Origin of the sequence: Cohnella sp. LGH (genome assembly GCF_017671885.1) — a bacterium.
GTDB classification, from domain to species: domain Bacteria; phylum Bacillota; class Bacilli; order Paenibacillales; family Paenibacillaceae; genus Cohnella; species Cohnella phaseoli.
Map to the genome: position 1 here is coordinate 5,263,215 of NZ_CP072117.1, position 20,046 is coordinate 5,283,260.

At 53.1% G+C, this 20,046-nt stretch carries 16 protein-coding genes; 3 read left to right on the forward strand and 13 right to left on the reverse strand.

Features of this window, described 5'->3' with window-relative positions:
* Window positions 1-6: 6 nt before the first annotated feature.
* The 8 genes from J4772_RS22665 to J4772_RS22700 form a co-directional block, all read right to left on the reverse strand.
* A complete protein-coding gene (locus J4772_RS22665; RefSeq protein ID WP_209071491.1) occupies window positions 7-3,999 on the reverse strand; it encodes a sugar-binding protein in 3,993 nt (1,330 codons plus the stop codon).
* 22 nt (window positions 4,000-4,021) lie between these two features.
* The gene (locus J4772_RS22670; protein WP_209071492.1) at window positions 4,022-5,191 is read right to left on the reverse strand and encodes a leucine-rich repeat domain-containing protein; all 1,170 of its coding nucleotides are present in this window, start codon (window positions 5,189-5,191) and stop codon (window positions 4,022-4,024) included.
* 45 nt (window positions 5,192-5,236) lie between these two features.
* Window positions 5,237-6,118 (reverse strand): carbohydrate ABC transporter permease, encoded by an 882-nt coding sequence (locus J4772_RS22675; RefSeq protein ID WP_209071493.1) that lies wholly within the window; start codon window positions 6,116-6,118, stop codon window positions 5,237-5,239.
* A 21-nt stretch (window positions 6,119-6,139) separates the two neighbouring features.
* Window positions 6,140-7,042 carry an ABC transporter permease gene (locus J4772_RS22680; RefSeq protein WP_371822702.1) on the reverse strand — a complete coding sequence of 301 codons (903 nt, stop codon included), beginning with the start codon at window positions 7,040-7,042 and terminating at the stop codon, window positions 6,140-6,142.
* Between the two features lie 281 nt (window positions 7,043-7,323).
* The gene (locus J4772_RS22685) at window positions 7,324-9,027 is read right to left on the reverse strand and encodes an extracellular solute-binding protein (RefSeq protein ID WP_209071494.1); all 1,704 of its coding nucleotides are present in this window, start codon (window positions 9,025-9,027) and stop codon (window positions 7,324-7,326) included.
* Between the two features lie 255 nt (window positions 9,028-9,282).
* Window positions 9,283-9,984, reverse strand: a complete 702-nt coding sequence (locus tag J4772_RS22690) for a PIG-L deacetylase family protein (RefSeq protein WP_209071495.1) — start codon at window positions 9,982-9,984, stop codon at window positions 9,283-9,285.
* A 16-nt stretch (window positions 9,985-10,000) separates the two neighbouring features.
* Window positions 10,001-11,017 carry a zinc-dependent alcohol dehydrogenase gene (locus J4772_RS22695; protein ID WP_209071496.1) on the reverse strand — a complete coding sequence of 339 codons (1,017 nt, stop codon included), beginning with the start codon at window positions 11,015-11,017 and terminating at the stop codon, window positions 10,001-10,003.
* 36 nt (window positions 11,018-11,053) lie between these two features.
* On the reverse strand, window positions 11,054-12,193 hold the full coding sequence (locus tag J4772_RS22700; RefSeq protein ID WP_209071497.1) for a mandelate racemase/muconate lactonizing enzyme family protein: 1,140 nt from the start codon (window positions 12,191-12,193) through the stop codon (window positions 11,054-11,056).
* A gap of 190 nt (window positions 12,194-12,383) precedes the next feature.
* Here J4772_RS22700 and J4772_RS22705 point away from each other — a divergent pair, with 190 nt between their 5' ends.
* Complete coding sequence (locus J4772_RS22705; RefSeq protein ID WP_209071498.1) at window positions 12,384-13,043, forward strand: GntR family transcriptional regulator; 660 nt, start codon at window positions 12,384-12,386, stop codon at window positions 13,041-13,043.
* Between the two features lie 404 nt (window positions 13,044-13,447).
* Here the strand turns inward: J4772_RS22705 and J4772_RS22710 are convergent, their stop codons facing one another.
* From J4772_RS22710 to J4772_RS22720, 3 genes are read right to left on the reverse strand one after another with little or no spacing between them, the layout of a single operon-like run.
* Window positions 13,448-14,329, reverse strand: a complete 882-nt coding sequence (locus tag J4772_RS22710) for a fumarylacetoacetate hydrolase family protein (protein ID WP_209071499.1) — start codon at window positions 14,327-14,329, stop codon at window positions 13,448-13,450.
* Window positions 14,330-14,351: 22 nt separating this feature from the next.
* A complete protein-coding gene (locus J4772_RS22715) occupies window positions 14,352-15,128 on the reverse strand; it encodes an SDR family NAD(P)-dependent oxidoreductase (RefSeq protein WP_209071500.1) in 777 nt (258 codons plus the stop codon).
* A gap of 7 nt (window positions 15,129-15,135) precedes the next feature.
* Window positions 15,136-15,906 carry an IclR family transcriptional regulator gene (locus tag J4772_RS22720; protein WP_209071501.1) on the reverse strand — a complete coding sequence of 257 codons (771 nt, stop codon included), beginning with the start codon at window positions 15,904-15,906 and terminating at the stop codon, window positions 15,136-15,138.
* 259 nt (window positions 15,907-16,165) lie between these two features.
* Between J4772_RS22720 and J4772_RS22725 the strand changes: the two genes are divergently transcribed.
* Both J4772_RS22725 and J4772_RS22730 read left to right on the forward strand, forming a co-directional pair.
* Window positions 16,166-16,606 (forward strand): hypothetical protein, encoded by a 441-nt coding sequence (locus J4772_RS22725; protein ID WP_247740822.1) that lies wholly within the window; start codon window positions 16,166-16,168, stop codon window positions 16,604-16,606.
* A complete protein-coding gene (locus J4772_RS22730; RefSeq protein WP_209071502.1) occupies window positions 16,603-17,679 on the forward strand; it encodes a phosphodiester glycosidase family protein in 1,077 nt (358 codons plus the stop codon). Before J4772_RS22725 ends, J4772_RS22730 begins: the two co-directional genes overlap by 4 nt.
* 85 nt (window positions 17,680-17,764) lie before the next feature.
* Here the strand turns inward: J4772_RS22730 and J4772_RS22735 are convergent, their stop codons facing one another.
* Both J4772_RS22735 and J4772_RS22740 read right to left on the reverse strand, forming a co-directional pair.
* Complete coding sequence (locus J4772_RS22735; RefSeq protein ID WP_209071503.1) at window positions 17,765-18,709, reverse strand: ROK family protein; 945 nt, start codon at window positions 18,707-18,709, stop codon at window positions 17,765-17,767.
* A gap of 2 nt (window positions 18,710-18,711) precedes the next feature.
* Window positions 18,712-19,914, reverse strand: coding sequence for an ROK family transcriptional regulator (locus tag J4772_RS22740; protein ID WP_209071504.1), 1,203 nt, complete (start codon window positions 19,912-19,914; stop codon window positions 18,712-18,714).
* Between the last annotated feature and the right edge of the window lie 132 nt (window positions 19,915-20,046).

The window sequence follows — 20,046 nt, forward strand, 5'->3', positions numbered from 1 at the left end:
CTTCATTTAGTTGGGAAAACCGATAGTCGGCCATTCGAAAGGATTTCTCACCGGATTTTGCACGCTTTCGGGAGCCAGCAAAATATACTTGTACCGCCACGCCTTCTCAAAATGCACCGTCAATGCGTTTCCGTTCAATGACAGATTATCCCCGTTGATGGCGTCGGTCGCCGCACTTCCCGGCAAAATCAAACCTTCGGGCAGCGTGAAGGTCACATCCCTCGGCTGATCTGTCCGGCTCAGGTTCGCCGCAACCGCCACCACTGCGCCGTCGGAACGCTTATAGTACGACATAGGCGTCTCTTCATTGGAGCCTGCAATGTTGCTGTCGCTGTACAGGATAAACCGCGCGTCGTTCAGATCGTAGTACTTCATCATCTTGGCTCGCAAAAGCCCATCCAGCCTCACCGGAATATCCAGCACCGCGCTTACCGCCGATGCGGTATCCACCTGCGCGTAATTCAGGAAGTTAATAGCCAGTCCCGTCTGTTTCCCCATCGTTGCCCGCAGCAGCTCCGGCGTCACCTCTCTGCGGAAGGTGTTTTCCGACGGATTGGCCTCCGCATTCAAGAATTGCTCCCCCTTCCATATGCTGTCGGCAAATCCCGCAGTCGGCGTCCATGTGCCGACAGGCGTGTGCAGGTCCATATAGAAATCGGGGCGAACGGCCTTCCCCATCGTACGAAGACGTTTCATAAAATTCCTGTACTCGAAGATGGAATAGGAAGGCTGCAAAACTCCGTCGCGATCATAATAACCCGCGCCATGGTGCAGGTTCTGATCCATTGGCGGGATCGCGGTGCTGTCCATGTACAGACCGCCGATGCCGTCTTCCAGGAGCAGTTTGTTAATGCTCCACAGCATGAAATTCTGGTACTGCCCCGCATACGAAATATTCGCCCCGATATGATTCGTATCCGAACGCACCCAGCCGTTAGGCAGGAAAAACGGTTCCGTCACGATTTCATCCTTGTAGGTTTGAAATTCCGGCGTATTGTTCCCCAATTGGAAGCCAATGTACGGGATCACGGGGATGCCCTTCTCATTGGCCGCTGCCGCCAATGCATGGAGGGCGTCTTTTCTTCCTTGCTCCCGCGTCATCGGATAGCCTTGGGATTCCGTCCAGTCCTCGTGAATTTTGAGCAGCTGGTAGTTGTCTTTCTTTAATCGATCCAAAAACCATGGCCAGTCGCGACTGCCGTTAAGATCGGGACCGCCTACGTAGATTCTGCTTTCGGTGGGCCAGGTCTCATTGGGAAGAAGCTGATACTGCCCGGTCAATACTCTCCCCGGTACATTCTCATCTTCCACTTGAAGCTCCCACACGATCGGGTCGCCATTTTCCGCTCTCGCGGTGAAGTTGTTGTAAATAAATCCGGCTCCATAAACAATTTTGGCCTCTTGCATGGACGCATTCATCAAGCCGAAATCAAGGGGGATTTCCGCCATCTCTTCATACTCAATCGGCCATCCGTTGCCGATGCCAACCTTCAGCGAGTGTTCGTCCCATGTTAACCGGACCTCTCGCTCCCAAGAGTAATTCCACTCGCGATCGTAGGTGAACTCCTGAATTTTATGGCGAACCCGGTTCTGATTAAACCCTGTTTCAGTGGCCAGGAAGAATTTGGGGGCGGCCAAACTATAGTAAAGCCCGAAGCTATTGCCGTTGGGGAAGCGGACCGCAACGACCGGCGTCGCCATTTCATTTTGCGGATCGTCCGGATAACCGCCCGACCAGCTATAGTTGGTCCAGTCCTTGGGCGACATTTTAACCGTCAAATCCCCGTGCTCTGCCGTCACATAATCCTTGGCGGGATAGCTCAATTGCCCCTTGTTCTGCGAGAAGGTGTTCATTGACCATAGATCGGCGCCATACGCGCTGCTTCCATAGATGAAGACCTGCTTATTTTCCGCCTGAGGCCGGATGGGAGAAGCCTGAATGGCAAAGGTGAAGACCAGAGGCGTGTCCCGATCAATCTCGATTGCCTTGTCAATCACATTCATTTGCAGCACATGGGCTCCGCCTTGCTTCTTCAGCGCCAGCACATCATCGGGATTGTGGAACGACCAATTTTCCGTCGATTCGGCGACCCACGTCAGTCCCACTTGATCGTTTCCTACAAAAATATGCGGAGTAAAGCTGCCTGCAGCTTCATCGGGGAATTTCCCCGAACGCGCTCCGCTCCAGTAAGGATAGCTGCCCCTTAAAGGAGAATCGGTCGTATCCGCATCGAACAGCGTCGCAGCTTCCGGCTTCATCGGAATGTTCACCTTGAGGTTCTGGAGCTGCACCGGAGTATCGGAATCGGATGCCAACTTCACGTCAAACCGAATAAATCCGTCGTATTCCACCTTGCTGTTCACGCTCAGCTTCAAATCGTCCGATACCGACTCGTTCAAATATTGGACTGCGGTATCCGTCTTTTCTATCCCTATATCGTTGGTTTCGTAAAAATGGAGCTCCCGCGCGTCAGCCTCTCCCTCGATCCGAATAGGCGCAGCCAACAGCTCCTGTCCCTGACTGGTAATCTGGCTCACAAAGGGGGAACCGCCAAAGGCATATTCCCTTCCCCAAACCTCCACTTTATTGCCGACAGTCTTCACGCCGGTCCAAGGCGCGAGCACAATATCCTCCTTACCCAAATCGGAATTCCACCATTCCGGCGTGACCGGCTTTTCCAGAGACACCGCAGGAAGCGGATGGGAATTCCCGCTGCCTTTTAACGTGGCAACAATTTGGTAGCTTCCTGCCGGATGAGCGTTCATATCCATTGATGCCCTGAATACACCGGCGGCATCGGCGTTCACTTCCTGTGCGGAGATGACCGTTCCTTGCTCATTCTTCAATTCAAACAGAGCGCTTGTCGCAGGAAATGCGGTGTTCACATCATTTTTGTCCAGACTAAGCTCCGCCTTCTGTTCGCTCCAGTAAGAACGCACCTTGAGCGGAGGCGGAATATCGACCGGTATTTTTCTGCTGTAGTACACTTTGCCGCTGTCCGCGTCGGTCACGATCAGGATGCACTCCCATTTGCCTTGCTCCAGCGGGCTGTTCAGGCTCAAATCTCCCGAGCCTCCGGCAGCCAATGTTAGCGTCTGTTCCTGAGCGCTCCCCAGCAGCGCGCCGGTGCTGCTGTTCCTCACCTCTTGCACCGCTTTGAACGTCAGATCGCCATAGGTTGCATTAGTCACGCTGGAAACCGTCTGAAACCCGCTCTTCAAATCGGCGGCATGGACGGTCTGACGCAGCGCGCTAGGATTCTGATCGTCCCGGTAAAGCCTGCCAAACGCTGTAAAGTCGTGGAACGTTCCACCGTAGTAGGGCGACCAAGAGCTTTGAATCATGGCAGGAATCGCCATAGGTCCGGAACCGCCCTGATCTCCCGCCGACTGGGATCGGCTAATATTAAAGCCGTATTCCGTTGCCGAGAAGCCGTTCAGTCCGAACAGACTTGCGGGAAGCTCCACTTCCAGATCCCAGTAACCGTTCCCTGTAGTCGCGCGCGCACTCCAGTCCCCGTCGTCCCCCCATGAAGAATCTCTTTCCCGGCCTTCGTATTTGACCCCCATCGCATTAATAACAAACTGATAGTAGGTCTGTTGCACAAGGTCCGGCTGGAAAAAAATCTCGATCGAATCTTCGGTATACACCGGGCCGTCGTGTTCCGTCACCCTGGCGCTCGGCCTATCCTTCTGCATGGAATGAACCGCAACATACAGCTTGTCCTCCGTAAAGAAAACCTTAAAGAAGGTGGGCTCCGGTACTGCCTCCGACTGGGTAAAGGTGACGAAACCCGCGCTTTGCGCCGCCTCGTCCCATTCCGCATCCTCGATGACTCCGTCAATGACGGGAGCTTTATTCGCAACCGTGGGGACATGAATGGCGGTGATCGGCGGGTCGGCTTGAGCTGCCCGCACCGACGGCACCGCATAACCGGAGGTCAACAGGAGCGCGAGCAACAGGACACAGGAAATCGATTTATGAATAGTTCTCCTCATATTTAACACCTTTCCTGTAAGCTTAATTTTTAGAAATCGCTTGAATGGCCGTTCTATCCCCGCCCTGAACGGCTACATAGAACCGCTCGTCCGCTCCGGCCTGTCGTCCGCCGGCGAGAACAACGCGAAAGACGCCCTTGCCGTCGGCCTGCGCTCTGCCCAGTTCCTGTCCCGTTTTGTCGCTTACGGCAATCCTTGCATAGGGCAACACTTTGCCCCGGACTTCCTCTTCTCCTTCGTATACAGGCTCATAGACGTATTCCAGCCGATTTTGGCGGAAGGCATACTCGCCGATATGATCCGCCAGCCCCTGCGGCAGCGTCAGCTCGGAGATTTGATTATTGGCGAAGGCGCGGTCGCCCAGGTCGGTCAAGCTGTCGGGCAAATCCAGCTCGGTCAGCTCATTGCCCCTGAAGGCACAGCTGCCGATCGTCTGCAGCCCTTCCGGCCATGCGACTTGAGATAGCTCGTTCTGCTCAAAGGCGCTGTCCCCGATCGCGATAAGAGTGCTAGGCAATTCCAGAGCGACAAATTGATTGTAGGCAAACGCCGCCGCGCCGATCTGGGTCACATCTGCGGGCCACGCGATTGAAGAAAGCTTATTATCGCTGAAAATCCCTTGCGGGATCTCCCTCATATCCGCCGGCAGCTGCACCTCTTCGATCCGGTTATATTGGAATATCCACCCGCCGTAATTGGCGATCCCTTCCGGCAGGGCTACCGCGCTCAGCTTATTTCCGGAAAAGGCCGATTCTCCGAGAGTATCGAGCCCCTCCTGCAATGAAAGCGCACTCACTTGATTCAAGGCGAATGCCTCCGCGCCGATCTCTTGCAAGTCGGCGGGAAACAGAAGCGATTCAATAGAGTTGTTGTAAAAGGCTCTTTTTTCTATGCGCTCAAGGGTGCTGGGGAAAGTTACGGATTTAATCTTTTTCTCCTGAAAGGCGCCTTCCCCGATCGCTTTCACCGTAATTCCTTGAACGGTTGCAGGTATAACGATATGCTTATATGCCGCGTATTGATCGTTGGCTACCACGTATTCCGTGATAACCCCATCGCTATTAATGACAAACTGCTCGCCCGGCGTTGCGGCGGCAAGCAGTCCCATCGCGGCATTCGCGCCGCCAAACAGCACAACCGCCGCCAGCAACGCCAGCAATCCCCGGGATAAGCGCTTTTTGTTTTTCAACATGCTCCTATTCTCCTTTCTGGTTCAAGCTTCTTACGCAGCCTTCAATTAACCTTTTACGCTCCCAAGGACAATCCCCTTGACGAAGTATTTCTGCAAGAACGGATAAACCAGCAGGATCGGAACGGAAGCAATAATAATCTGCGCCGATCTTGTCGTACGGTCCGAGATGCTTTGGAGAGTTTTCCAGTCATCCGCCTTCAAGTACTTAAAATCAGGCATCGTGATCACCGTACGCAGAAAAGTCTGCAGCGGGTAATTATCCGGCATGTTCATGTAGATCATCCCGTCAAACCAGGAGTTCCAATGGGCGACCACCGTGAACAAAATAAGCGTGGCCAGAGCCGCCATCGAGGTGGGCACATAAATTCTCCACAGCGTCTGCCAATGCCCGGCGCCATCCATGTAGGCCGCTTCCGACATTTCCTTCGGAAGTTGACGGAAAAAGTTCAGCAAAAGAATAATATTGTAGACCTGAAGCGCTCCTGGAAGAACCAACGACCAGATGCTATCGAGCATATCCAGCTGCCTGACCAGCATGTAAGTCGGAATGAGTCCTCCGCCGAACAGCATCGTAAAAAACATAAACCAGACATAGAACGTCCGCGGCCTGAACGCCGTGCTCTCCTTCGCCAGCGGATAGGCGGTAATAATCGTAAGGAACATATTCAGCGGAAGCCCGATGGCGATTCGCTCCAGCGTCACGCCAAACGCTCTCCAGAATTCCTCGCGTTCCAGCACAAAGGTAAACGAGCTCAAAGTAAAGTTTCTGGGCCACAAGGTGACGGTACCCTTAACCACCTCGTTGTTATCGCTGAAGGCTATAGCAAAAATGTGCAGCAGCGGCGCCAAGCACGTCAGCGCGAGAATTCCCAGAACGGTTCCATTTACGATAGGGAAGATATACGACCTGTTTGTCTTTTGGTTCATCGCTAAGCTCCTCCCCCCTTTCTAAAAAATCCGATAATCGGCAAATCGATAAGCGCAATAATAGGAAACGCTGATCAGAATCAAGGACACGACCGATTTGAACAGCCCTACAGCCGTCGCCGGTCCAAACTTGGCATCGATCAGTCCCATCCGGTAGACAAAGGTATCGATAATATCGCCGGTTTCATAAACTCCGGCATGGTAAAGGTTGAAAATCTGATCAAATCCCGCATTCAAAATATTGCCGATGCTGAGAATCGCGAGCATCGCTATAATCATGCTCATTCCCGGCAGAGTAACGGAAAGCATCTGTCTGAACCGTCCCGCTCCGTCCATTTTCGCAGATTCGTACAAGCTGGGATCAATCGAAGTAATAGCCGCCAAATATAGAATGGTCGACCAGCCGAACTCCTTCCAGACATCCGTAAGAATGATCGTTGGCTGAAACCACTTCGGATCGCCTAGGAAGAAAATCGGGTTCATCCCCAAAGACTTGAGCATATTGTTTACGATCCCGGTGGAAGGAGAGAGAATGTCAATTAAAATTCCCGCCAGCAGCACCCAGGATAAGAAGTGAGGCAAATAAACGAGAGTTTGTATCGTCCGTTTATACGCCGTATTGCGAATCTCGTTGAGAAAAATAGCAAATACAATGGGAACGACCAGTCCGAGCAATATTTTGGCGAAGGCGATGATCAAGGTGTTCTGCAGCACACGGTAAACAAAGGGGTTGGATAAAATAAGCTCGAAATTTTTAAGGCCTACCCATTCCTGATTGCCCAGAAGCCCTTTGGCCGGAATAAAATCCTGAAAGGCAATGGAGATGCCCGCCATCGGAATGTAGCTGAATACAATCAGGAGAATCATCGCCGGCAGCAGCATTAGATGTAGGGAAAGGTTTTTCGACTTTTTCATTAAATTCATGTTGATCATCTCCGCTAAACGGGGCCGTCTCGTAAGCTAGTTAGACTGCTGTGAAAGATAATCGATGATAAGGTGACAGGTGTATGTACCTCCCTCCGATGCGATACGCCCCCAAAATCTGAATTGATAAAACGGTAATTTTAGGGGCGTATGAGGCAGTCTCCGGGACATACACCTGCTTTATCTCTCGATCATCACAAGCGGCGCTGCTTACGGGACAGCCCCTTTCTTTGCACCATGCTTTATTCGCGCGTGTTCGTCGTTGCGCTACGTTGAGCGGTTTATTTGGCGTTCTGGTACCACTCGTTTACTTCCTTGGTTACCTCGTCGCCCCCGAGCTTTTTCCATTCGGTTACGAATTTGTCGAACTCCCCGATGTCCTTCTGTCCGATAATAATCTTCACAAAGGTTTCGGATTCGAGAGTTTCCATAGTGGAGCCCTTATCGCTCATCGTCTGTGTCGGAGCGCCGCGATAGGCATTATAGACCCACAAATTGTTGTCAAAGTAATATTCAATATTCGCTTGAGCAATTTCTCCCACGCCGCCGGGACCGAGCATGCGGTAATATCCCCACATCGATTCATCCTTCTGTTCCGTCCACTTTTTCACATTGTCGGAAATCAACTGTTCGACCGCGTTGGCAGGAGCCTCGCCCGTCTTGGCCATTTCGTTCATTCTCTTGTGATAGCCCAGATTCTCTTCCAAGGTCGGCACGGATATAGGGGAAAGCTTCCATAGTTCCTTGCCGTCCGGTGAGGTTCCGTATTTGCCAGGATCTTTCTGTCCAAGAGTTTTAGCCAGGTTCATCATCTTGACCAACGCTTCGGGATGCTCGAAGTTCTTGTCGACCACATAGTAGCCGGCGATTCCCGTATCCGCTTTCGGTTTCGCAATCGTTCCGTCCGCAGCCGGGATCAGATAAGGTCTCCAATCCGCTTCGGGATGGTCGCGGCGGCTGTCCTGCAGCGGATAGATGCCGTTCCACATGAATCCGTACATCATACCGAGCTTTTGCGCAGCAATGTCCTGGGCAATCTTGTCTGCGGGCTTGGCGTAAAATTCGGGGTCAATCTGCCCGTCTTTATACATTGCCGCTAATTTCTCAAGCGAGTTCTTTGTTTCGGGAAGCGTGCTGCCGTTAACGAGCTGTCCGTCCTTTTCCAGCCACGTTCCCGGATAAGCATTGTACCCGTAGAAAAATCCACCAAGGTCCATTACAAAATCTTTACTGATAGACAGTCCGAATGTATCCTTCTTGCCATTACCATCCGGATCGTTATGGGTAAACGCTTGGCTGATCGCGTAGACGTCATCCATCGTTTTCGGAGGGGTCAGGCCTACCTTGTCCAGCCAATCCTGACGAATCCACAAAATACCGCTGGCATTGTCGCTGACCGACCACATCTGCGGAATGGCGTATACCTTTCCGTCGTTCTTCGCCGCCATATAAGGGTCGAAATCATAGCTGGTATAGTTGCTCTTGACTTGATCAATTCCGTATTGTTCGATCATGCCGCCGACGTCCTGCAAAATATCGGCTCTAATAGCGGACTGCAAGCCAGCCGTATCCAGATTCATCACATTGGGAATATCGCCCGATGCCAAAGACAGATTCAGCTTCTGCTTGTATTCTTCGGGGCTCTTGGCGATCCATTTGTATTTGACTTTGATGCCAAGCTCATCCAAGTAGGCCTTCGTCCAGACGTTATCCTCCATCGTGACGCCGTCGGTCAGAGTCGTTTTCTCGAATTGGTCGCTAATCGTGCCGACAAAAGTAATCTCAATCGGCGGATCGTATTTGCCAAGAGGATCTACCGCTTCCGGGGACTGACTCTCCGTCTGGCTCGTTGCCGATGCCGACGCCGGTGCGGATGCCGTAGGGCTCGAATCGGAGGACTCGTTTTTATTGCTGCACGCCGCGATCGTGAACACCATGGCTGCCGCACTGAACATAGTAATCATCTTTTTTACGTTGTTTGCCATAATCGCCCTCCTGGTAATATACCTTCTGAACTTTAATGTAGAGGTGCACTCTCTACTACAATTGTAGAAACAACGACTTGAGCCAACAATCGGACTCTGTTGATATCGCTGGTACTTTGTTGTCCGGTTGGAATAGAAGATGCGCGCTTCGCTGGGCACGGCTAAACAAATAAAGACCGGGGATCGAACTGCATCAAATGCAGTCCGACTCCCGGCCTCTTGCGCGGAATTATAATAGACTATTTACGTTACGGCTTACGGAAGCAAGTGAGGTCCGCCGCTAACCGGGTACATTGGCAAGCTGCGGAAAGCCTCGGCGTATTTCACGCCGATGGCCATGCCGCGCAGCGACGACGCTTTCGCCATGAACTCCACGTATTCCATACCGTACAAGTGTTGGAGCCAGGCGTCCTGGCTTTCGTGACAGCGCAGCATCTTGCATTTGGTCTCAAACGTGTCGGTGATGTCGACGTACACCTCCGGTTCAAAGGAGATCGCGCCGATATTGTCCATGATGAACACATGGGGAACCTTGTCCATATGCGGATACTCCGTCTCGATCAGCCGAACGGTGACCGGGATGCGGCAATCGCTGGCGATCTCGCCGCTAATCCGATGATCCGGATGATAGTCGCTAGCGCCGTGCACGAACATCACATCCGGATTCGCTTGGCGAATCGCGTTGATGAACGCCATCCTCGTCTCCCTGTCGTGAAACAGAAATTCATCGTCGTAACCGAGCCAGATCAAGTCGGCCCCGATGATCGCAGCGGACTTCTCCGCTTCCGTCCGGCGAATGGCAGCGATCTCTTCCTTCGTATGCGTAGGAGAACCGACGTTGCCGTTGGTGGCAACCATGATTGTTACTTTGTCGCCCCTAGCCGCATATTTGGCCAACGTACCCCCGCACAAAATCTCGACATCATCGGGATGCGCCCCAACCGCTAATACTCGCATCGCAATTCCCATCCCCTCATTCGTTGTTCTCTACGACAACCTTAATCCGTTCCTGTCCCCCGGCAAAAGCGCAAGCAATCGCTTGATCCAATTGTTCATAAGGATACCGGTCGGTAATCATCGGTTCCACATTAATCCGCTTGGCGGCAAGCAAATCGACGACACGCGACCATACCTGCGGGGCATTGGCGCTGCCGATACAGGTGATTTCCCGTAAAATGAGATCCATCACGTCGATCTCCACTTTATGCTCAGGCAAGCCGAATAGCAGAATGCGGCCCCGGTTCGCAACGAGCTTCTGGGCGAGTTGAATCGTCTCCGTCTTGCCGACGGCTTCTATGACGACATCATAGCTTTGTTCTTCAACTGCCGACAGCAAGTCCCGTTCCCTAATGTTCACGACTTCATCCGCTCCGTAAGCGCGCGCCAGCTCGAGTCGTTTCCTTCTCGACCCGGCCACCGTAACCTGCGAAGCGCCTTGAAGCTTACACAGCCTGGCGAAAAACAATCCTGTCGGACCGTCGCCGACAATGATCGCCCGTTCTCCGGCACGCAGCTGAATTTTATCCATTCCGCCCAAGCATACGTGAATCGTTTCGCATTGCGACGCCGCATCGTAGCCGACGGATTCGGGCAGCAGATACACATTATTTTCCGAGATTACGACGTATTCCTGCCAGAAGCCCGACCGATTTAATCCGTATTCCCGGTTTTGCGCGCATTGGTGCTTGTTGCCCGTAAGGCATGCGCTGCAGCGGCCGCATCCAATACTAGGATCGAGCGTACAGCGGTCTCCGATACCGACCCTCGTCACGCCCGCGCCCAATTTCACGACTTCTCCGGCCGCTTCGTGTCCAAGCGCATACGGCGGTTCAGCGAAAGAAACTTTACGTTCCATAATGTGCAAATCCGTGGCGCAAATGCCGATTGCCCGGATTTTCACCAGAACATCGAACTCGCGCAGCTCCGGCAGCGGCAGCGACGTCAGCTCGGGTACGAGCGATCCGTTCCATACCCATGCTCTCGTTTCCATTCCCGCACACCCTCTCGAATAGCGTCTACAGTGTTTTTATCTGTCGCAGCGGTATTTTTCAAGCGCTTCTTCATTAATCTCAATGCCAAGTCCCGGTTTGTCGGTAATTTGCGCATAGCCGTCCCGGACAACGATATCGCTTTGCAGCATTTCCTGACGAATCGGCGTTTCGGCGACGCAGTATTCCAGCAAGCTGCCGTTCGGAATCGCCGTGATCAGATGCAGGGATGCCGCGATAACGATGCCGCTGCTCCAAGCGTGCGGAACGCAGGTCAGATGATGGGCATGGGCGAGCTGCGCGATTTTCTTCGCTTCGCTCAAGCCTCCGCAGCGGGTAACGTCGGGCTGAATAATGTCTACGCCGCCTTGCTCGATCAGCTGCCTAAACCCGTAGCGCGTCGTTTCGTTCTCACCGCCGGCGATGCGGATCGTCGTCGTCTCGGCCAGCTTCCGATAGCCGTCGTAGTCGTCGGCGAACAGCGGCTCCTCTATCCAATACGGTTTATATTGCTCCAGCTCTTTAATGAGCGGCATGCGGGATGCGGCGTCAATCGGATGATCGTCGGACGGAATGAAGCCGAGATCGAACAGCAGATCAACGTCAGGCCCTGCCGCTTCGCGCGAGGCTCTGACCAACTCTATAATTTCACGATTGCCCTGCTCGAATCCTCCCCAGCCCAGCTTAATCGCGGTATAGCCCTGCTCGACCCATTTCTTCGTCTCGTCGTAGGCTTCCTCCGGCGTATACGGCATAAGTGTGCTCGCATAGGCCCGCACTTTTCCGCGCTGCGCTCCGCCCAGTAGCTTATAGATCGGCTTATTCAGCGCTTTGCCGACGATATCCCAAAGTGCGATATCAATTCCGCTCATTGCATGGATAACAACGCCGCGTCTTCCATAGAACTGACTGCCAACGTACATTTTTTCCCAAATGCGCTCCATCTCAAATGGATCTTCCCCGATGATCATCTCGCCAAGCCCGCGGCAAATGCGGTGGGAGGATGGCGACTCGATAATCGCTTTCACAACCCATGGCGCCGAATCCACCTCGCCGTAGCCGACAATGCCTTCATCCGTATGAACTTTAATGATAATGCCGTCCTGCGCGCTGTCGTTGTTCAACTGTACATTTTCCTTCTGACGGACAGGGATTGCTTCGACTTTTGTAATTTTCATGAGATTAGCCTCCTGGAGGACATGATTTGAGGAATAGGTTGAACCTGTACCTATACCTAATACCGATACAAGTTCAATATAATTGAACCCATGTAACATTGTCAACAATAGACTGTAGATTATCTTCAATGTACATTTATTAAAAATTAGGTTATGATTTGGAAAGAGAGTCACACGCGAGGAGATGCCCATGACCAAATTTCAGTTCAAGAGCCAAGAAACGATCCCGCTTCGTCAGAAGATCGCGACGGATATTCGCAATGCCATCATTCAAGGCGAGCTTAAACCGGGGGAAAAATTGAAGGAACAAGAAATATCCGCGCAAATGGGAATAAGCCGGGGACCTATACGAGAGGCTTTGCGTGATTTGGAGGCCATGGGGCTTGTGGTGAGCCTGCCTTATAAAGAAACCGTAGTCGCCGATGTACAGGAGCAAGAAATCGTCGATTTACTGCTGCCGATCCGACTTCAACTGGAGCTGTACTCCCTCAAATATAATTTGGCCGACATTAACGACGAGGTTTACCGCAAACTGGAGGAAATAACCGCACGAATGGAGCAGTTGGCCGCTGTCGGAGATATTGCAGGATTGGTAGAAGAGGATATACAATTTCACGAGCTCATTTTATTTTTGTCCAACGACTCTTCGTACGCCGCGCAAATCTGGAACGGTATCGTCAACCGAATCAGGCTGCACTTCATGAAAAATACGAGCCGTTATTCCGATCTCGCCCAAATGACCGCAGAGCACAACCAGCTTATTGAAGCGCTTCGTTCCCAAGATTTCGCCCGCATTAAAGAAGCCTGGGAGAAGCATATTCGCGACGAAGGCAGCTTGCTGTATCTGTAAAATCGGACCGCCCCCCCTTGATTTTGGTCTTTTTGTACGATTTCCCATACAAATGTGCGACGTTCGAGCCCGATTCGAGCTACTTTGTACGATTTTCCATACAAATGTGCGCCGTTTGAGTCCGATTCGAGCTACTTTGTACGATTATTCGGACAAATGTCCGCCGATTCGAGTCTGATTCAGTTACTTTGTAAGATTTTTCGGACAAATGTCCGCCGATTCGTTTGAGTCCGGTTTGAGTTACGGTGTACGATTTTCCATACAAATGTCCACCGTTTCGTTTGACTAACTTTCCCTCGCGGAAGCCTCTTCGTAGGCGTAAACTCATGTGCGCAAATAGGGCTGTCCCATAAGCTGAGTTGCTTATGGACAGCCCTATTTCGCTTATCGTGGAGGTCTGAACTTTACTCTGCCACTAACCGATTAGTTAGCGAGCCCAGCTTTTCTATCTCGATGGTGACGACGTCGCCAGGCTGCAAGTAAACCCGCTGTTCCTTCGGCAGTCCCAGCACAACGCCTTCAGGAGTACCCGTTAAGATGATGTCTCCCGGAACCAAGGTTAAGTGTTGAGAGATATAGCTAACGATTTCATCGCACGGGAAAATCATATCCGCCGTGTTGGAATTCTGGCGAAGTTCGCCGTTAACTCGCGCCTTGATCGCAAGCTCGTTCGGGTTGCCGACTTCATCCGCCGTCACGAGGTAGGGACCGATCGGACTGAACCCGTCCCCGATTTTTCCCAGCATCCACTGAGGGGTACGCAGCTGCAAGTCGCGCGCGGACAAGTCGTTGACGCAGCAATAGCCGAATACGTAGTTAAGCGCTTCTTCGCGAGGAACGTATTTCGCCTGCTTGCCGATGACGATCACGAGCTCCGCCTCGTAGTCGAGTCTGGTCGTCGTGCGCGGAATCGCTATCTCGCTGCCATGAGCCGCAATGGTGTTATGGAATTTGTTAAAAAGGATCGGAAACTCCGGAATGGCGGCTTTCGTCTCTTCCGCATGCTTGCGGTAGTTTAGTCCGACACAAATGATCTTCTTGGGTTCCGTGACGCATGGGCCGAACTGGAGATCGGATTCTTGCAGCCAGGCCGGGCTGTCATCGGATACGGACAAAACTAATTTCTCCAATTCCCCGACGGCCGAGCCTTGTTCGATAACCGACATGATAGAATCGGGAAGTTGAACCCCCGCCCCCTTCGCTGCCTCTTGCACGTCGAGGATGCCTTTTTCAGTTTTCACGCCTAGCGCCAGTTGTCCCAGTTTAACAAATGTAAGTAGTTTCATCGAATGATGACCTCCAACTCTATTATGCGTTTTTGCCGAAGGTGACGCCGCCGTCTATGTACAGCGGAGACCCCATCATAAACTTTGACTCGTCCGACGCCAGGAACAGAGCCGCCTGAGCGACATCCTCGGGTCGTCCTAGATCCCCGCTTAGTTGGCGACTTTTCAAGGCAGCGATAGCGGCCTCCGGGTCATCGTAGGAGGTTTGCAAATAATTTTCCACAAACGGCGTCAAGATTGTTCCCGGAAGCAGCGCGTTAACACGAATATTGTAAGACGCATAATCGACTTGCATGGACTTGGTGAGCGCCAGCACGGCACCTTTCGTCGCCGAATAAGACGCCCGCCGGGCAAGCCCGATTTCGGCAATACAAGAGGACATATTGATGATCGACCCGCTGCGCTGCTCCATCATAAGCGGAAGAATGTGCTTCGAAGGCAAAAAGACGCCGCGGATATTTACGTTTATCACGCGATCCCACGCGTCCGACTCGATCTCGTGCAATGCGCCAACGCCGCTAATGCCGGCGTTGTTAAACAAAACATCGATTCGTCCGAACCGTTCCTTGGCGGCGCTAACCATCCCCATAACCTGGTCTTCCTTGGTCACGTCCGCGCCAATAAATACGGCTTGTCCCCCTGCCGCTTGAATTTCCGCAACCGCAGCTTCGCCCTTGACCTCATCCAGGTCGTTCACGATAACGACGGCGCCTTCCTTCGCGAATAATCGCGCTGCGCTCTGTCCTATGCCGGAACCCGATCCGGTAATCAGAGCGATCTTATTCTCCAATCTTGCCATTTCCCCTTCACTCCTTATCTATTGCTGCTTCAGACAAACTAAGCCTTTGCGCTAACCGTTTAATCTCGACGATCGACTTTTCCTTTCCGTCCTGCCACTTGTGCAAAGGCAAGGAAGCGCTGACTGCGGCAATCGCTTTCCCGTCCGGTCCGAGCACGGGCGCTGCGGTACAGCAAAACCCCATCACCGCTTCCTGCTCTTCCGTCGAGTATCCATGAGCTTTGACCTCGCGCAAGTGAGCGGATAACGTTCCTCGCTGCGTTATTGTGTTTGGCGTCAATACTTCAAACGGTTCCTCGCCCAGCCGCGTTAACCATGCTTCTTCCGATTCTCCTGCAAGCAAGGCTTTGCCAAGCGCGGTCGCATGGGCAGGAAACCGCATGCCGGGCTCGGAGACAAGCCTCACGCGAGACGGGGCCTCGACTTTCTCAAGATAAAGCACGCTGCCCCCATCCAATTTTGCAAGCTGAATCGTTTCATTTAGCAGGTCGCGCGATTTCGCCGCCTCTTCCCGAAATCGCGCCGCCAAATCATACTGGCCCAAGTACGCACTGCCGAGATGCCCTAATGTGGAACCAAGCGCATAGGTACCGTCCTCCCGCTTGCCGATCCATTCCAACTCCTCAAGCGTGGCCAACAAAGTAAACATCGAGCTCTTGTTAATGCCGAGACGAGCGGACAAATCCATTAGCCTCAACTTGTGAGGCTCTCTGGCAATAAGATTGAGGATATAGTGCGCTTTCTCGATCGCCGGCGCCCAGTACTTTTTCTCGTTCATCAAGTGACACCTTCGTTTAGTTCAATATACAAAACCAAGTTTATTACATTAAGTAAACATTACTGCAACCACGGCCATGCCGTCAATATGAAAATGACCCTACCCGTTATCTTCCCGGATTCGCAAAGATTCGCTAAAAAGTATGTTACAATCCCATGACAGGAGCAACTTTACGGCTTGTTTTGCGTTCATTATTCGACAAGAAATTCTGATGTCTGCGGATATCTAGAGACAACAAGAGAGGTGCCAGGAAAAAGAGATGAGAGATTTAGGAGTAGAGACCAACCAAACTGTGCCTGCCAACACTTACAAAGAGAGATCGTCCAAGCGCAAGCATAAGGGCGCAGCGTTCTTCTTCGTCATATTGTGGATCGCCTTGATCGCAGGGGGCGTCTATGGAACGAAATGGTATTCCGACCGGATCCAGCAGCAGGTGTCCGCTAAGCTGGAACACCAGACGGCCGCGCAGATCGCGACGATGCAGCAGGATTATGAAGGACGGATCGCCAAGCTGGAAACCGGTTTTCAAGAGCAAATGAAGCAGTTGGAAAGCCAAGTGCAGACGCTGAACGAACTGCTCACCTTCGCCAAAGACAACGCAGATACGAAAACCGACAACAGCAACAAGCTGTATACGCAGCTGGCAGAAGTGAAAAAGCAGCTGAATGAGCTGAAAAAAAGCTTGGACGTGCTGAAATGAGCGCCTCGTCGATCCGTACTATGAACCGGACGCTGCTCCTGGCGGCCGCTCCTTTCATCGGATTGTTGACGTGGATGCTCGTTGCGAATGTCGAGCTTACGCTTTCGGGCTCCGCCTATCCGGCGCATGAAATGCAACCGATTGATCTGAACGTCGGCTCGAAATCGGTCCGGGGCGGCTTGAGTGCGGCCGAGAGCCTGGCGCAAGGCACCGGGCATTCGATCAAAAAGCAGATTTCGCTTTACAACAAAACGAACGACGATATGAATCAGATCGCCGCCATCGCTTCGAAGCAAGCCGCCAGGCCTCATCAAATTTACGACAAGCGCATTACAAGCAAGCTGGGCAAGCCTTCGAATACGATGAATTCGGACAAGCTTACGGCGCAACTGTTTGATTTGAAAGCCGACAACTTCCGCGGCTACGCGTTGAAAATCAAGCTGAAAAAGGGCGACGCCATGAAGCTTGTGCTTGGCAAGGATGAGAACGGAGGAGCGGAAACGACGCTGGAAGCGGTAAAACGTTATAAAGCCGCCATCGGAATCAATGGCGGCGGTTTTGCGGACGGCGGCGGGAAGCGGTATCCGCTAAGCACGACGATCGTCGACGGCGAGTACGTGAGCGGCTTCCAGCCGACGTTTAAGGATTTGTTTTTTGTCGGCATGAGCGAGAGCAACAAGCTGATCGGCGGCAAATTCACGAGCAAGTCGCAGCTCGACTCCGCAAATCCGAAGTTCGGCGCATCCTTCGTGCCGATTCTGCTGCAGAACGGGCGAATGACGGAAATTCCGCTCAAGTGGCAGACAAGCCCGAAGCGCGCGCCCCGAACCGTTATCGCCAACTACAAGGATGATCAGCTGCTGTTCCTGGTCGTTGACGGCTATAACGAAAAAGGCAGCTCCGGAGCGACGCTAATGGAGATGCAAATTTTGCTGAAGCGCTACGGAGCGATCAACGGCTACAATCTCGACGGCGGCGGCTCCACCTCGCTCGTCTGGAACGGCCGCGTCGTCAACAATCCTTCCGACGGCCAGCTTCGCAAGCTTCCGACGAACTTTTTGTTTTTTAGTTAAGCCAGGTCGTGTATGCATACCACGAGGGGCAGCAGAGGGCGAAAAGGCGGCGAAAGATGCCCCTGAGCGGGTTTGCATACACGCCCTAGGAACGGTTTACAAGAGCCGCGCCGATCGCGCCGGCTTCCTTGCCCAGCGTCGGGCTGACAAAGCGAACGCCGTTCCGCATCGAGGCGAGGCCCCGATCGGCAATCGCTTCATGCATCGGATCCAGCAACGGCGCTCCAATGTTCGCGGCGCCTCCGCCGATGACGATCACTTCCGGATTCATCACATGGATGATGCTGACCATGCCGTTGCCGAGCGCCAGCCCGGCTTCGCGCAGCACCTGAATCGACAGTTGGTCGCCTTCCGCCGCCGCTTCCGCAACATGGCGGGAGGTCAGCGTCTCCTCTCCGGCTTTGGCCAGCAGCAGCCCGGCCTGCTCCGGGTTGTCGGCCGCTCGTTGAGCGGCGCTTCTTGCGATCGCTGTCCCTGATGCATACAGCTCCAGACAGCCGACGTTGCCGCAGGCGCAGCGGGGGCCGTTCATGTCAACGGTTATGTGTCCCAATTCTCCCGCGCTGTTATCTCTCCCCCGAACGAGTTGACCTCCGCTGACGATACCGGCGCCGATACCGGTCGAGACAGTCACGTATACGCAGTTCTTCGTGCCTTGCCCCGCTCCGACAGCCCATTCTCCGTAAGCGGCCGCATTCGCATCGTTTTCCAGATTAACAGGCACGCCAAAATCCTGCTCCAGTCTACGTCCGAGCGGAACGTCGTTCCAGTCCAGATTGGATGCGCGGGTGACGATACCCTCCTCCGCGTTTAACGTTCCAGCCGTCGCCACGCCGATACTAACCAATTGCAGCTCCGGAGTCAGGCTGTCCCTAATCAGGCCGATCATCCGTCCGATAACGGCATCCGCGCCTTCCTTCGCCAGCGTAGCGGTTTCCGCGCGACGAACGACTTCCCCCTGCTCGTTCAGAATAACGGCGAGAATTTTCGTGCCGCCCAGATCGATGCCGACATACACTTTGTTGTTCATGACTAAGAACCTCCACCAGAATTATTCAATAGAGTTGAATGAAAAATCTGCTCCAGCATCAGCGTCGCCGAGCCGAGAAGCGGGCCCTTCTCTCCGAAGGCGGAAGGAAGCAACCGATCCGGCGTAAACTTGAGCGGGAACCTCAGCCGCTCCAGCTCTGAACGCAGCTTCAACGACAGCTTGGGCGAGCGATTCGTCCAGCCTTCGATGACGATCACTTCCGGACTAATAAATTGCACGATGCTCGCCAGCGTCAATCTCGCCGCTTCTGCGACCTGCTCGAAGACCGGCTCCAGCCAAGCTTCCCCGGATTCGTATCTGGCTAACATCTCATCGAAGTCGTGCGGCGGTTTCTGTCCGAGTTTCTCCGCGTACGAGCGGCATCTGTTCAGCAGAAAAGAGCTGGCCAGCAGCGTTTCCACACATCCTCGTTGCCCGCAATTGCACACCTCTCCATTCGGATCGATCGAGATATGGCCGATCTCCCCGGCGGCCCCGCCGAAGCCGGAATGGATCCGGGAATCGATCACGATGCCCGCGCCGATCCCTTCGTTCATCGTCACGTACACGAGATTCCCTCTGCCCTTCCCGGCTCCCGAATAATGCTCTGCGAACGCCGCCGCGTTGGAATCGTTCACGATCTTGATCGGAACGTCGGGAAAAAACGCCGAAACCTGCTTTTTCAACTTGAAATCGTTCAGCTTAAGCGTACTGGAATACAGCACGCTCCCCGCGTTCTCGTCGATGATGCCCGGCGCGGCGATGCCGATTCCTTTAATCAAGCCGGTCTTCAGAGCGTCCGCCCGATTCACGCATTCGTTAAGGGCCGTATGTATTTGCTCCGCGAGCGAATCGTTGCCGATGGCGATTTCGGACTTGAATTCGGCGATGCATTCGCCGTGCAAATTCAACACCGCGCAAATCAAATCCCTGTTGCCAATCGAGATGCCGATTACATAACCGCCGTCCTTGCTGATCTGCAACGAGATCGCCTTGCGCCCGGCTCCTGCGGAAGGCTTGGCGCCGATCTCCTCCACAAGACCCTGCCCGATTAACTCCTCAACCAGCGCCGATACGGTTGCGGGACTCAGCTTCGTAGCCCTCTTCAGCTCGGCGCGGGACATTCTCCCTTCCCGATGCAGCAGATTCAAGATCGTCGCCGTGTTCAGCTCTTTCATTAGCTTGAGGTTGCCTTTCACATGCACGATAACCGAACCTCCCCGCCTCTGATCGATTAGTGTTACGGTCGTATCCTTGACTCAACCTATATTTTAGCATAGGTTTTCAATTAATTCATTCAATGAACGAATTAATTTCACTCACAGTTGCCGTCATCT

Coding starts and splice junctions, on each gene's coding strand:
- J4772_RS22665 (WP_209071491.1), bottom strand. CDS start 3,999: ATGAGGAGAACTATTCATAAATCGATTTCCTGTGTCCTGTTGCTCGCG.
- J4772_RS22670 (WP_209071492.1), bottom strand. CDS start 5,191: ATGTTGAAAAACAAAAAGCGCTTATCCCGGGGATTGCTGGCGTTGCTG.
- J4772_RS22675 (WP_209071493.1), bottom strand. CDS start 6,118: ATGAACCAAAAGACAAACAGGTCGTATATCTTCCCTATCGTAAATGGA.
- J4772_RS22680 (WP_371822702.1), bottom strand. CDS start 7,042: ATGAATTTAATGAAAAAGTCGAAAAACCTTTCCCTACATCTAATGCTG.
- J4772_RS22685 (WP_209071494.1), bottom strand. CDS start 9,027: ATGGCAAACAACGTAAAAAAGATGATTACTATGTTCAGTGCGGCAGCC.
- J4772_RS22690 (WP_209071495.1), bottom strand. CDS start 9,984: ATGCGAGTATTAGCGGTTGGGGCGCATCCCGATGATGTCGAGATTTTG.
- J4772_RS22695 (WP_209071496.1), bottom strand. CDS start 11,017: ATGGAAACGAGAGCATGGGTATGGAACGGATCGCTCGTACCCGAGCTG.
- J4772_RS22700 (WP_209071497.1), bottom strand. CDS start 12,193: ATGAAAATTACAAAAGTCGAAGCAATCCCTGTCCGTCAGAAGGAAAAT.
- J4772_RS22705 (WP_209071498.1), top strand. CDS start 12,384: ATGACCAAATTTCAGTTCAAGAGCCAAGAAACGATCCCGCTTCGTCAG.
- J4772_RS22710 (WP_209071499.1), bottom strand. CDS start 14,329: ATGAAACTACTTACATTTGTTAAACTGGGACAACTGGCGCTAGGCGTG.
- J4772_RS22715 (WP_209071500.1), bottom strand. CDS start 15,128: ATGGCAAGATTGGAGAATAAGATCGCTCTGATTACCGGATCGGGTTCC.
- J4772_RS22720 (WP_209071501.1), bottom strand. CDS start 15,906: ATGAACGAGAAAAAGTACTGGGCGCCGGCGATCGAGAAAGCGCACTAT.
- J4772_RS22725 (WP_247740822.1), top strand. CDS start 16,166: ATGAGAGATTTAGGAGTAGAGACCAACCAAACTGTGCCTGCCAACACT.
- J4772_RS22730 (WP_209071502.1), top strand. CDS start 16,603: ATGAGCGCCTCGTCGATCCGTACTATGAACCGGACGCTGCTCCTGGCG.
- J4772_RS22735 (WP_209071503.1), bottom strand. CDS start 18,709: ATGAACAACAAAGTGTATGTCGGCATCGATCTGGGCGGCACGAAAATT.